A 12,610-nucleotide genomic window follows, 5' to 3' on the forward strand; every position below is an offset into this window, starting at 1 on the left:
AGAATCCACATGTCCACACTCTATCTGATTCGTCACTGCTCGGCCTCCGGTCAAGAACCTGACGCACCACTCACGGAAGCGGGTCACGAACAAGCACACCTGCTCCTTGATTTCTTTCGTGAAATCCCGATTGACCGGATACTCTCAAGCGACTACACCCGAGCGGTCGCTTCGGTCACACCTCTTGCCGAAGCCCACCAACTTCCAATCGAACGTGAACCGTTGTTACGAGAGCGTATTCTGTCTGATGGACCGCTCGAAGACTGGCTGACACCGCTACGTCAGTCGTTCATCGACCCGACGTTCAAGTTGCCTGGTGCTGAATCTGGTGAGGAAGCGACTCAGCGAATCATGCAAGTGATCGAGCGTGTCCAGTCTCAACATGGCTCGATACTACTCGTGACTCACGGTAATCTGCTTGCGCTCCTCTTACAACGGCTTGATCCTAAATATGACTTTGAAACATGGCGTACGATGCGTAATCCAGACGTCTATCGTCTCGATTTAAGTAACGAAGAGCCCGTCATCAAATGCATATGGCCACATAAATAAGCCGCCTCGACATGAGACGGCTTTTATTATTTCTCCACGAAGAACATCGAAATGGCTCCGAGACCAACGTGTGTCCCGACCGAGACCCCCATCTGCATGAGGTAAATCTCACCTGTGAAATCTGTTTCGGTTTCAAGCTTCGCTTTTAAGTTCTCGGCAATCCGCTGATCGGATGTGTACCCGATGATTACGAAATTCGTGATGTCCGGATTCACGCGCTTCACGAACTCGTCCGTATAATGCTTCAACACTCTACGTGTGCCTCGCTCTTTGGCAACAATGGCACCTTTCCCGTTCTTCATGCTCATAATCGGTTTCACCATGAGTAGTTTTCCGATGATGGCACTCGCGTTCGAGATGCGCCCACTCTTGATCAAATGGTCCAAGTCATCAACGGACAAGAAATGCTTCACGTTCGTCTTATACGTCTCGTTAAAATCAACGAGCTCTTCGAACGTCGCACCGGTTTCACGCATTTGCGCGCTCTTTAACAACAACCAGCCGCTGCCGTGACTCATCGATCGGGAATCGACGACATGGATTTTCACTGTTGATTCGGGATGCGCCTCTTCGAAGTACTCTTTCCCGATGACCGCTGACTGATACGAGCCGCTCGTGCCACTCGACATGCAGATACATAGAATCTCTTCATGCCCGGCCGCGACCGCATCTTCCATCAACTTTAAAAATGTCGCCGGACTCGGCATCGCCGTGGTCGGGAATTCCGGGAGCGCTTCCAACATTCCGTAAAAATCATCCGGCTGGATATCCACCCGGTCCTGGTAAGACATATTGTTCATCGTAATGATCAACGGCGCGACCCCGATGTTGTACTGTTCAAGCACTGCATCTGATAAGTCACACGTTGAATCTGCTAGTAATTTAATCATACATTCCTCCAAAAACCTTCTCCATAAGTGACGGGAATCATCCTACAACTTCGTCGATTCAGACGTCACGATAGGACCTCCTTTAGTGTAGCAGATTTGGAGGGGGAAATGTTTTTTTACTGGGTTTGATGTGCGACTTGTTTCTCGTGGTGTAAGAGCCATTCTTTTCGCCATAATCCACCGGCATACCCTGTCAATTTCCCGTTCGATCCGATGACACGATGACAAGGCACGACGATACTCAGTTTGTTGCGTCCATTCGTCGCCCCGACTGCCCGAACAGCCGTAGGTCGCTTCACACGACGGGCGAGTTCACGATATGATGTCGTCTCCGCAAAAGGAATTGTTTGTAACGTACTCCACACATCCCGCTGGAACGGCGTGCCTACTTGTTCAATGGGAAAGGTGAACGTCATCCTATCCCCTCGAAAATATGCATCGAGCTCCTCCTTACACTGTCGCAACACATCAGGTACATTCGGTTCAGGTAATTGCGCCACTTCGCGTTCAACGAATAAGATCGACTGGATGATTTTCTCGGTCCCAACGATTTCAATCACGCCAACCGGTGTCTCCATGTCTAATTTATACGTCTCCATATAATGACCTCCATAGATAGAATGTCGCGTATGCTTCCCAACCTTGCCAGCGCTCCCCGTATCGTTTCACTTCTTCAATCGTCGGCTTTTCAGGCGTACCTAATTGATGCTGAATCGCTTGATGCAATCCGACATCCGCGACCGGAAAGGCTGATGCGTCTTGAAAACACTTCATCAACACATAGTCCGCCGTCCAAGCCCCGACACCTCGTATGGAAAGCAAGCGTTGACGAATATCAGATGAAGATTGCGACTGTAGCGCCGATTTTGATAATGTCCCACCTGTTATTTCCCGTGCAATATCAATAACATACTCCGCTTTCCTTCGACTAAACTGAAGCTCTCGTAACGCTTCCGGCTCAAGCAGGGCGACTCGTTCCGCACGTGGGAACGTCCAGTACGTTCTTCCCTCGATGACTCGCTGTTCGCCATATCGTTCCACGAACCGCCGCTTGATTGTATAGGCGAAGGAGAGCGTGATTTGTTGCCCGATGATGGCCCATGTAAGCGCCTCGAACAAATTTGGGAAACCAATAATTCGTAACCCACGATGTGCTTCAACCAAAGGAGCCAGCAATTCATCCTCTGCCCCCATCGCCTCAAACGGTGTGAGGTCACGATCAAGGTCTAGCCAGTCACGAACCTCACGTTCAATGCTTTCTGTTTCCGTATCCGAGACGTCATCGACCGGGAACAGGATACGAATGTGGTCTTGCTCTCCTTGAAGTTCGACGAGGATCAGGCGTTCCCCGATTCGCATCAGCTTTTGAACTACTTTGTCCGTCGTGACATGGAGTACCTCTTGTTCGGACCGACTTAAAAAGACGAGACACTCATGAAAATCAAACGGTTGTGGAACGTCTAGTAGCAAATCGTTCATATGTCCCCTCCTTTTCGATACATATTCGGTGTGCACCCTTTCACTTGACGGAAGACACGGTAAAAATTCGATGGCGTTTGAAACCCGACCTCATAGCAGACTGTCAGATTGCTCATCGTGGTCGTTCGTAATAAATAAGCTGCCTTGTCGATGCGAAGTCGTTCCAATAGCTGCCTTGGCGTCGCTCCTGTCGCTTGGGTAAATGTCCGCTCCAAATGGAACGGGCTCAGTTGGACATGTTCGGCAATCTGTTCGAGGCGAATCGGCTGTTTATAATGTTCCATCAGATACACGGTCACTTGTTGTACGAGTGCTCGGTGTGGGGCATGCTCGACTTCCGGCTGGCATCGCTTGCACGGTCGGAATCCTTTCGCTTCTGCCTCTTGTTTTGTGATGTAAAAATCAACATTCTCTTTTTTTGGTTTGCGGGAACGGCACGATGGTCGGCAATAGATTCCCGTCGTCTTCACGGCCGTATAAAATAACCCATCATACGTCGCGTCACAAGCGAGCACTTTCGCCCACTTTTCTTCAAATGTCAGCATGTCCACACCCCTCTCTTACTCTCACTGTAGCAAATATAAAATCAACTTTTCGTCCTCTTTCTTGCGCTTACAATCCCCTCTTTTGAAACGTTTTACAGATTTCAGTCGTATCCTATAGTACGATTTAGTCAGAAGACACTGTCAGCCATATGACAGATAAGGAGAAAATCTCATGCGCACTCGGTTTTCATGGAAACAATTAAAATGGCTCATCCCTATAGCGTTAATCGGATTGATTTTAATCCAGAGCGGACAAGAGTTGAAAGATCTCTCGCTTGCGACCGCCTTCACGACATTGAAACAACTGACCGGGTGGGAACAGTTCACACTTATTCTACTCGGTGGATTCGCCGTCTTGACGATGACCGGCTACGATTACTTTTTACTACGCTCGTTACACATTCAATTACCGAAGCGAAAAGTCGTGCAAACGGCATGGATCACGAACTCGATGAACGGGATGCTCGGATTCGGTGGGGTGATCGGGATCGCCCTTCGTACTTCCCTGTACCGTCCTTATACAGACACAAAACGTTTGCTCCGTGCAATCGGCTGGATGACACCGACACTCATCAGCGGTCTTTCGATCCTCTCCATCGGTGTGCTTCTCGGGATTTTTCCAGCAGGTGCACTCGTCGGGACGAAACCTTGGATTTGGCCGGTGTTGCTTGCGGTGAGTGCAATGCTCCCGTTTTACTTGTTCGTCACCTCACGCCGCTCAAACGTCGGTTGGTCCACGTTGATCGGATACACGCTGACTTCACTTGCGGAATGGGTCACCGCAGGACTTGTCGCCATCTACGCGTTATCGTTACTCGACGGGTCGACCTCGTTCGTGCAACTCTTTGGTGTATTCGTCGTCGCGACGGTCGTCGGTGTCGTCTCCCTCGTTCCAGGGGGTGCCGGAACGTTCGATTTACTATATCTTGTCGGAATGACACAATTGGGGATTCATCAAGACATTGTCCTCTCCTCTTTGATCATCTACCGATTCGTCTATTTCGTCGTTCCTTTTTTGATTGGACTCTTTCTCGCGGCCATCGCGTTCGGGGACCAGGTCGTCAAACAAATCGAATATCGACCAATCATCGGATCTTCTTATGAGATCGGGACCGTCGTATGGCGCATCGTTTCCCGGACACTCGCGAAGATTGGGCGCTTGACCGGGAGTCTTATCGCCTTGATGAGCAGTCTATTGATTTGGTTCCAGACACTTCTCCCGAGTGTGACACCACTCTATGAAGTGAATCGCTGGTTCGAGTGGATTGGAACGCTCTTCTTATTGAGTGCCGGACTTCTCATGTTCCTGTCCGTATATGGCATGTATGTGCGGACAAAGCGAACGCTCTGGTTGCTCAATACGGCGTTCATCTGGGCGACCATCGGGGTCATCGCTCGAGGCTTGAACTTATTTGAGACATTCGTCGTCATCGGTTTCGCTGCTTTCGTCTGGTTGACACGAAAACGCCACGTCCGATACCGCTCGATTTTAACGACCGGTCGTCTCATTCGAAACCTGTTCTACGTTTTGCTGTATGTGGGTTCTCACGCCCTCTTGCTGCAGTCGTTCGCACGTACCGACGACTTGTTCTTCACATCACATCAGGCCGGTTGGTTGACGGTGTTCCTTCTCCTCTTCACGTCGCTCGTGGCAAGTGCACTCCTGCTCTTGTTCGACCGCTGGAAGCGTCCGGCGCTTGGCGAAGCATACGATGAAGATCGAATCAGACAGTTTCAATCAACACAGCACACATCGAGTAGCTTTGACTTGGCCCATATGGCAGATAAGCGTTTCTATATGAACGAGACTGGAAACGCGTGTCTCTTATTTGCGACAGCGCGGAACCATGCGATTGTTCTTGGAGACATCCAAGGTGAACGACAGGCCGCAACTGAACTGTTAACGCGTTTCATTGAAGATGCGGACCGGATTGGGTATATTCCTTTATTTTATCAAATCACACCGAATTGGATGCCGCGCCTTCATGATGCCGGCTTCACGTTCTTCAAACTTGGGGAAGAGGCGACGATTGACGTTTCGACCTTCTCATTGTCCGGCAAGAAGCGTGCAAATATGCGCTCCCTCTACAATCAATTTGAGAAGAAAGGAATCACATTCGAGATCGTCTGTGAACCGAGCCTCCTGTTATTAGAGGAGTTAAAAGATATCTCAGATGAATGGATTGGAAATCGAAATGAGAAAGGATTCTCTCTCGGTTTCTTTGACTACGAAACATTAAGACGTTATCCGATTGCTCTGTTACGGGACGCGGACGGTGTCGTCGTCGCCTTCATTTCGTTACTCCGAGGGAATGGGATCCTTTCAATCGATTTGATGCGTTCGAAAAATGAAGCACCATCTGGAGCAATCGAGGTGTTGATTCTTCACATCATCGAATGGGCGCGTGCGCAAGGTTATGAACATGTCGGACTCGGCGTGGCACCACTTGCCGCCGTTGGTGAGCAGACGTTCTCCCATTGGCCAGAGCGCGTTGCCGCCGATATTTTTGAAAACATCAGCTACATCTATCCGTTCAGCGGATTACGACAGTTTAAGCAAAAGTTCAAACCGTCGTGGGAAGGGCGTTATCTTGCGTTCCGTCAACGTCGGAAACTCTTGCCGTCAATCTTACGGACGGCACGGTTGATTAGTCGAAAACGTTAAAAAACAGGAATTTCTCACGAGGAGAAATTCCTGTTTTACGTATAATCTTATTTCAACGTCACACTTACGTTATCAATCGTGATGTCATGGGCACCGAGTGGTGATTCTTCTGTGCGTCCCATCAAGAACTTCAATCCTGTCATATCCGTTACTGGCATCGTCACTTCAAACGTGTACGTGTTCGTTTCCGGTGTGACTGAAACGACTTCGCTCAAATAGCGATAGTACCCGGCATTCTCTAACGTCACTTCGAATGAACGAGCGACTGTAGAAGATGCATCGAATTGAACGACGTACGTTTGGTCTTGCTGTAACTCAAGACCGCCTTGTTCCATGAGGACACTCCACGCTTCGTTCCCTTCTTGCGTAATGGAGATACGAGCTGCCTCATTCACCGCTTCGACAGCAGCCTGTGCGTCAAAGTGTACATAAGAGCCCCAGTGTGTGAGACCTTCTGTGAATGCTCCGTTTTTAAGTGGAGACGGATCGATATAAACCGGTGTGACATCGCGCAATTCAACGTCATCGATTTCAATCACACCTTTTTCAGAACCGAGATTGAACTGAAGCTGACTCATGAGGTCCGTTCCGGCTTCCATGGTGAACGGAATTTCATACGTATCGAATGCTTCAGATAGAGCGACACGCTGGAGCGGGAGATAGGCGTCACCATTCGCTCCGTTCAATCCTACTTGAAGACTATCTACACGTTCTGCCCGTGCTTTGAAGCGGAGAACGTATTCATGTCCTTCTTGCAATTGAATGCCTTGCTGCACCAATGTAGCCGGTGCTCCTTTTTTCTTGTTCGTTTCAAAACGGAAGAGACGCTCTACCGGATCGACCGTTCCTGTCCCTTTCGTGATGCCTGGGTCGAACGTCCAATACGTCATGCGATCCATCGCACCTTGGTCGAACGTCCCGTTATACACATGGTTCCCGTCTCCAAGCTTCGGTTTTGTCGCATTCGGATCGAACGCCTCACGAGGTGTCTGCTCGACACGGACGTTCCCGACTTGGACACCAGACGTACTGAGTCCAACGTTGAACTCAAGACGTGCCGCAAGGTCAGTCTCTTCTGTCATATCGAATGTCATCGAGTACGTTTGGACGTCTGTCGTCAAATCAAATGACCCTTCATCTGAATATTTCGCATAGCCTCGGTCTGGACCACCACCGACTTTAACGGCGATCGAACGCGCCGCGTCCGCTTTGGCGTCAAACGTCACTTTATAATGTCCGCCTTGTCCGAGCGATACGTTTTGAATCAATTGATGCGAGTACGGCTGACTTCCTGCCTGATCAATCGAAATGTCGGCAAAACGTGATCCTGCCAAATCGATTACATCGACTGAACCGACACCACCAAAGTCAGGAAGCGCCACATAGTTCCAATACGTCGGGTTGAGCGCCTGTGCACCGTTCGTCACCGTTGTGATTGGTTCTACATAGTCTTCATCATAGACGAGGTTCCCGTCTTCTAAAGGTTGCTTCGCTCCTTCTGGCAATACGACTTCTTCATCCGAGTATGTCGGCTCGACAGCATCGCGATACTTCCCATTCTTCAAGTCAAAGACGCGGACGTAATCGACTTCCATCTCTGCCGGGAATGGTGTCGTCTCATCGACGTCCCCATCAAACCATCCACCGACCGCCAAGTTCATGATCAAATAGAAATCTTGGTCGAATGGCGCAGGATAGCTATATTTCGATGCTTTGTTCGCTTCTTTCGCATACCAGTCATTTTGAGTCTGGTAGAGTTGACCATCTACATACCAACGAATCTCACCCGGCTCCCACTCGACCGCATATGTATGCCATTTGTCGATGCCGTCACCTTCTGCGAAGTGATAGTCTTTCCCCGTGTACTTGTTGTTCGGCCATGTTTCCCCGTAGTGAATCGTGCCAGCGACTTTGTCCGGCTGACTGCCCCATGACTCCATGATGTCGATCTCACCAGATGCGGCCCAACCACCGTAACGGTCCTCTTCCGGTAGCATCCAAAATGCTGGCCAGAGCCCTTTTCCTGTCGGAAGTTTCGCTCGCATCTCGTAACGACCGTATGTCTTACTGAACGTGCCCTTCGTCGTCAACTTCGCCGACGTGTAATCATATGTGCCGAATTGATCGGATGCTTGCTCTTTTTTTGCACGGATGACGAGCTTCCCATCTTTTACGAAAGCGTTTTCGTTTTTGTCCGTATAAAATTGCTTCTCGTTGTTCCCCCAACCGGCAGCGACCGGATTTCCGTCTTTGTCGACAATCCAGTTCCCCGTTTCAAAGTTCCATTTCGAATGATCGATTTCCGCCTTACTAAACTCATCTGACCAGACAAGTTTCCACTTGGCGTCGTCTGCTTTTGAGCTCTTTTCAGCAGGTACTTCTTGTGGCAATGACAAGACGAGACCTGTTCCAAGTGCGAGTGCAACCCATTTCTTCATCATGTGTCCTCCTTCAGGATAAGTGATGGCAATATATCAGTCCGTTCTTTTGAAAGCGATTTCCGAAAGCGCTTTCGTTAATGCTATTATAAAATTTTATCCATCCCAACTTCAACCACTTTTCGGAAGTGAAATCAAAATGACATAAAAAAGCACCGACTCATGTCGATGCTTCCCACATTTAAGAATCCACTTTCACTGCGGCCTTGTGATTGATTCCTCCCCATTGTCCTCGCATCGCAAACAGCAGCGGAATCATCGGTTCATGGTATGGAATGAACTCGTGCTGTCGAATCATTTGAAGAATCGTCGCCTCATCCGCCCACTTCACGGCTTGCACTTCAGATTCTTGAAGCGTCAGCTCATTCAAATCCACTTCCATTTCGACCAAATAGATATCGTCAAATCCTTCGTCAAAATTGACTGTCAGATGCGGTCGTGTCTGAGATAGATCAAGCTTGAGCCCAATCTCTTCTTCGAGCTCCCGCATCGCGGCTTGTTGGCTCGTATCTCCTACCGTGGCACTTCCACCGACTGTGATATCCCACATATTGGCCCATCCATCCTTGAACGGTTGGCGCTGTTGAATCAACATCTCACCCTTCTCGTTAAAGATACATACGTGGATGACGAGATGATATCCCCCTTCTGGCAATCGACTTCCCCGTTGCCACGTGCGACCGGTCTTTTCTCGGTCCACGTTATAGACGTCCCAAAATTCCATTAGATACTCCCCTTTATGTTGCTGCACTTGATGCCGCTGCTTGATCTGCTTTCGCACAATCGATGGCTACGACGATTGAGATGAGAAGGTGCTCCATCTCTGGTTCTTCGACACGAATCTCATAACTGTCGCCCCATGAGAACCACTTCTTTTGAACACTTCCAATCGATTGTCCATTTTTCGTCACGTCAAAATCCATGTCCCACCAGTCCCCTTGGACATCGATTCCGGCCGCATCGATCGAATACTTCGGTTTAAAGAATGAAAACTCTTTTGAAATGGTCATCATATCCGTACCATCCACTTCTACACAAAACTTCGGTAAAAAACTGAATGTCTTTTTCGTTATGGTTGTGACCGTTTGACCATTCACGTCTTTAATTTCAAACGACTTCGGAAACTTCATAAAGCTACCTTCGATGAAATATTGATCATGTCCGCCCGCATCTTTAATGGTGAAGCGGCCGCGTAGACTGAACACTTTTTGTTTCATGTAGAGCGTGTGCATAATGATCCCTCCGATTTGTTGTAGTACTTTACGTACGAACCCAAACTCGAAATCGATTCACTTATAGCGAAACCGTCTCCTGTAGAACGATGTCTAGCACTTCCGACAAGTGATTCACGACGTAATCCGCTTCTTTCAATTCTGCTTCTTGCGCAAAGTCAAAACGACAGCCGATTGAAGTAAGTCCGTTCGCTCGTGCAGCCATGATATCCGATAATCTGTCTCCGACTACGAAGCCATCCTGTAGTTCATACTTATTCACGATTTCAGCCACTAAATCCCCTTTATCCAACGTATCGATTTGCTGAATACTGTATGTTTCGGTAATCCAATGGTCCAATTCATAGTGCGTTACAATCGCTTGTAAATAGGCAACCAAGCCATTGCTCGCAATGAAGACTGGATAACCCCTATGATTCAATTGTTCAAACAACTCGAGTACCCCGGTATATAATGCACCATTCCCGTTTTGAATGTTTTTGATGAGTCGTCTTAAGAAATAGGCATCTGCCGCTTCCCGAATCTCTACCGTTTGTTTCGACAGCAACGTCTCCCATACGACAGGTAATGGTACTCCCATGATGTTCCGGTATTCGTCAATCGGTGTCGATCCTGTCCATTCTCCATTTTGTCGTAAGTAATCAAACGTTTCATTGAGTGCCAACTCTAAAATCAAATCTGTTCGAAATAATGTTCCGTCCATATCAAAAATGACTGCGTGTTTCATTCGTTTCCCCCTCGTTGGTTGAATCATTACTTGTCTGTCTATCATACGATTCTTTCTGTAAGCTCAGCTCATTCTTTCATACTTCTTATCGCTCGAGTAAGATGTTCTTAGTAGTAATCTTTCAAAATTGATGAGGTGAGCAATGATGTGTCATCAAATTTACATTGAGATTGATTTTGATTCATTAACATACTCTAATCAAATTATTGGTGAAATCAACTTTGTCATTGATACATATGATTATTTCCCGGGAGTCGGTTGGTCTGATTTCGTTGCTGTCCTATTAAAATGGTGGATTGATAGCTGTCGCGCAATTTTACACGCTCCACTTAAATCTGTTCATACGTTTCCATTTATGGATGGTCCCCTTTCGATATCAGCCAAAAAAATATCTTTGTCTGAACTCGAATTATCATTTATGAAAGATGGTCAAATGGATACAGAAATCGGTATCGTTTCAATTGAAGAATTGAAAGTTGCTCTTATTAAAGCAACACGACAGTTCATCAATGCAGTAGACCGATTAGGGTGGGAAAACGAAGAGGTCGATGTATTGCGACATGCAATCAAATCACTAGAAGTATATGAAAGATGATACCTTCAAAAAAAACTACGCGGGAATTCCCACGTAGTCTTAAGGTATATCCTTACTTATTTGATTTTCCCTTTATTCTTCAACAAGTTGAAGATCCGTTTCGCCTGATCCGTGTTGTCGCTCATGCCAACGAATTTCTCTTGTTGTGGTCCGAACGCATATACTGGTACGTCGTCACCTGTGTGACCGTCCGTCGTCCAGCCTGTTCCCGAACGTTGATCAAAGATTTTTTCGATGGCGTTATCGATTTCTGTCACGTCATTCGTTTCAGCCGCTTTCTTCACAGAAGCAATCTCTTCAGACGTCAATTCCAAATCGATGTTCTCACGTAAGACGGCTTCCACGTCCGCTCCACCTTCGATTTCTTTCGCCATGAAGTCCGGTGTGCGTTTCGCTGCTTGAATCGGTGTCGGATCCCAGTTGTAATTTCCGTCCGCTCCGATTGAAATACCGCCTGTCGAGTGATCCGCTGTCACGACGACCAACGTCTCCCCATTCTCTTTGGCGAAATCACGAACGACCTCGAACGCTTGCTCAAAGTCTTTCATCTCACTCATCGCACCGACGACATCATTATCATGTCCGGCCCAGTCGATTTGACTTCCTTCTACCATGAGGAAGAATCCATCATCGTTCCCTTTTAGGCGATCAAGCGCCGAGGTCGTCATGTCCGCAAGACTCGGTTGCTCCTCGTCACGGTCAATCATCTTATCCATGCCCACTTCCGCGAAGAGACCAAGCACTTGCTCGTTGTTGTCTTGCTTCATTTCCTCAGCAGACGTGACATAGCTGTAGCCGTCTTCTTGGAACTGCTTCGCAATATTTCGATCCGAGCGTTCGAAGAATTTCGTTCCGCCCCCGAGCATGACGTCGACTTTATGTTCACCATTAATCAAATCATCGTAGTAATCGTTGGCGATGGCATTCTCACTCTTACGTTGCTCCTCGTGCGCGCCGTAAGAAGCCGGTGTCGCATGCGTGATCTCTGACGTCGCGACAAGTCCTGTCGACATGCCGTTCTCTTTTGCTTGTTCAAGTACCGTTTTCACGTCTGTTTTGTCGTTATCCACAGCGATCGCATTGTTGTATGTCTTTACGCCAGAACTCATCGCTGTCGCCGCTGCGGCCGAGTCTGTTACGTTTTCTTCTTCGTCCTCAGGGTATGTCGATTGCATGCCCACCAAATGTGAATCGAACGCAGTCGGTTCCATTTCTACCGTCTCTTCATTATCGTTCATGTAACGAAGTGCTGTCGTATAAGGCACGCCCATCCCGTCCCCGATCATAAAGATGACGTTTTTCGCTTTATGATTCTTTGAATCCTTTGCTGCTTCTGCTTCGTTTTGTTGCTGAACGCCAACGATGCCCCCGAGTGCAAGCGTCGAAACGACTGCGAGTGGAACGAACTTTTTCATTGTCTTTTTCATCTGTAAACCCTCCCGAATGTTTGCTACTTCTGTAGCCTAACGGACTTTTGTAAAGATACA

At 48.1% G+C, this 12,610-nt stretch carries 12 protein-coding genes; 3 read left to right on the forward strand and 9 right to left on the reverse strand.

Annotated features, from left to right (window positions below; genetic code table 11):
• Positions 1–9 precede the first annotated feature (9 nt).
• Positions 10–552 (forward strand): histidine phosphatase family protein, encoded by a 543-nt coding sequence (locus LCM29_RS12250; protein ID WP_224863136.1) that lies wholly within the window; start codon positions 10–12, stop codon positions 550–552.
• A 26-nt stretch (positions 553–578) separates the two neighbouring features.
• On the opposite strand, the gene LCM29_RS12255 is transcribed toward LCM29_RS12250, so the two are convergent.
• From LCM29_RS12255 to LCM29_RS12270, 4 genes are all read right to left on the reverse strand, one after another.
• A complete protein-coding gene (locus LCM29_RS12255) occupies positions 579–1,442 on the reverse strand; it encodes a DegV family protein (protein WP_224863138.1) in 864 nt (287 codons plus the stop codon).
• Between the two features lie 116 nt (positions 1,443–1,558).
• Positions 1,559–2,041, reverse strand: coding sequence for a methylated-DNA--[protein]-cysteine S-methyltransferase (locus LCM29_RS12260; protein WP_224863139.1), 483 nt, complete (start codon positions 2,039–2,041; stop codon positions 1,559–1,561).
• Entirely contained in the window at positions 2,028–2,921 is an 894-nt protein-coding gene (locus LCM29_RS12265) for a DNA-3-methyladenine glycosylase family protein (protein WP_224863140.1), read from the reverse strand. The genes LCM29_RS12260 and LCM29_RS12265 overlap by 14 nt, the downstream gene beginning before the upstream one ends.
• Positions 2,918–3,466 (reverse strand): bifunctional transcriptional activator/DNA repair enzyme AdaA, encoded by a 549-nt coding sequence (locus LCM29_RS12270; protein WP_224863141.1) that lies wholly within the window; start codon positions 3,464–3,466, stop codon positions 2,918–2,920. The genes LCM29_RS12265 and LCM29_RS12270 overlap by 4 nt, the downstream gene beginning before the upstream one ends.
• Positions 3,467–3,638: 172 nt before the next feature.
• On the opposite strand from LCM29_RS12270, the gene mprF reads away from it, so the two are divergent.
• Positions 3,639–6,131 (forward strand): bifunctional lysylphosphatidylglycerol flippase/synthetase MprF, encoded by a 2,493-nt coding sequence (gene mprF, locus LCM29_RS12275; protein WP_224863142.1) that lies wholly within the window; start codon positions 3,639–3,641, stop codon positions 6,129–6,131.
• Between the two features lie 47 nt (positions 6,132–6,178).
• Here mprF and LCM29_RS12280 read toward each other — a convergent pair whose 3' ends face one another.
• The 4 genes from LCM29_RS12280 to LCM29_RS12295 form a co-directional block, all read right to left on the reverse strand.
• On the reverse strand, positions 6,179–8,569 hold the full coding sequence (locus LCM29_RS12280; RefSeq protein ID WP_224863143.1) for a carbohydrate binding domain-containing protein: 2,391 nt from the start codon (positions 8,567–8,569) through the stop codon (positions 6,179–6,181).
• 181 nt (positions 8,570–8,750) lie between these two features.
• Positions 8,751–9,293, reverse strand: coding sequence for an NUDIX hydrolase (locus tag LCM29_RS12285; protein WP_224863144.1), 543 nt, complete (start codon positions 9,291–9,293; stop codon positions 8,751–8,753).
• A gap of 13 nt (positions 9,294–9,306) precedes the next feature.
• Positions 9,307–9,801: an LURP-one-related/scramblase family protein gene (locus LCM29_RS12290; RefSeq protein WP_214875934.1), complete on the reverse strand. Its 495-nt coding sequence runs from the start codon at positions 9,799–9,801 to the stop codon at positions 9,307–9,309.
• A gap of 61 nt (positions 9,802–9,862) precedes the next feature.
• Entirely contained in the window at positions 9,863–10,528 is a 666-nt protein-coding gene (locus LCM29_RS12295; protein WP_214875931.1) for an HAD hydrolase-like protein, read from the reverse strand.
• 142 nt (positions 10,529–10,670) lie between these two features.
• Between LCM29_RS12295 and LCM29_RS12300 the strand changes: the two genes are divergently transcribed.
• Entirely contained in the window at positions 10,671–11,123 is a 453-nt protein-coding gene (locus tag LCM29_RS12300; RefSeq protein ID WP_214875927.1) for a hypothetical protein, read from the forward strand.
• 56 nt (positions 11,124–11,179) lie between these two features.
• Here LCM29_RS12300 and LCM29_RS12305 read toward each other — a convergent pair whose 3' ends face one another.
• The gene (locus LCM29_RS12305) at positions 11,180–12,550 is read right to left on the reverse strand and encodes an alkaline phosphatase (protein ID WP_214875924.1); all 1,371 of its coding nucleotides are present in this window, start codon (positions 12,548–12,550) and stop codon (positions 11,180–11,182) included.
• Positions 12,551–12,610 lie beyond the last annotated feature (60 nt).

The sequence above is a fragment of the Exiguobacterium aestuarii genome (genome assembly GCF_020171655.1).
GTDB lineage: Bacteria > Bacillota > Bacilli > Exiguobacteriales > Exiguobacteriaceae > Exiguobacterium > Exiguobacterium aestuarii_A.

Coding starts and splice junctions, on each gene's coding strand:
- LCM29_RS12295 (WP_214875931.1), bottom strand. CDS start 10,528: ATGAAACACGCAGTCATTTTTGATATGGACGGAACATTATTTCGAACA.
- LCM29_RS12255 (WP_224863138.1), bottom strand. CDS start 1,442: ATGATTAAATTACTAGCAGATTCAACGTGTGACTTATCAGATGCAGTG.
- mprF (WP_224863142.1), top strand. CDS start 3,639: ATGCGCACTCGGTTTTCATGGAAACAATTAAAATGGCTCATCCCTATA.
- LCM29_RS12270 (WP_224863141.1), bottom strand. CDS start 3,466: ATGCTGACATTTGAAGAAAAGTGGGCGAAAGTGCTCGCTTGTGACGCG.
- LCM29_RS12260 (WP_224863139.1), bottom strand. CDS start 2,041: ATGGAGACGTATAAATTAGACATGGAGACACCGGTTGGCGTGATTGAA.
- LCM29_RS12305 (WP_214875924.1), bottom strand. CDS start 12,550: ATGAAAAAGACAATGAAAAAGTTCGTTCCACTCGCAGTCGTTTCGACG.
- LCM29_RS12285 (WP_224863144.1), bottom strand. CDS start 9,293: ATGGAATTTTGGGACGTCTATAACGTGGACCGAGAAAAGACCGGTCGC.
- LCM29_RS12265 (WP_224863140.1), bottom strand. CDS start 2,921: ATGAACGATTTGCTACTAGACGTTCCACAACCGTTTGATTTTCATGAG.
- LCM29_RS12250 (WP_224863136.1), top strand. CDS start 10: ATGTCCACACTCTATCTGATTCGTCACTGCTCGGCCTCCGGTCAAGAA.
- LCM29_RS12290 (WP_214875934.1), bottom strand. CDS start 9,801: ATGCACACGCTCTACATGAAACAAAAAGTGTTCAGTCTACGCGGCCGC.
- LCM29_RS12300 (WP_214875927.1), top strand. CDS start 10,671: ATGATGTGTCATCAAATTTACATTGAGATTGATTTTGATTCATTAACA.
- LCM29_RS12280 (WP_224863143.1), bottom strand. CDS start 8,569: ATGAAGAAATGGGTTGCACTCGCACTTGGAACAGGTCTCGTCTTGTCA.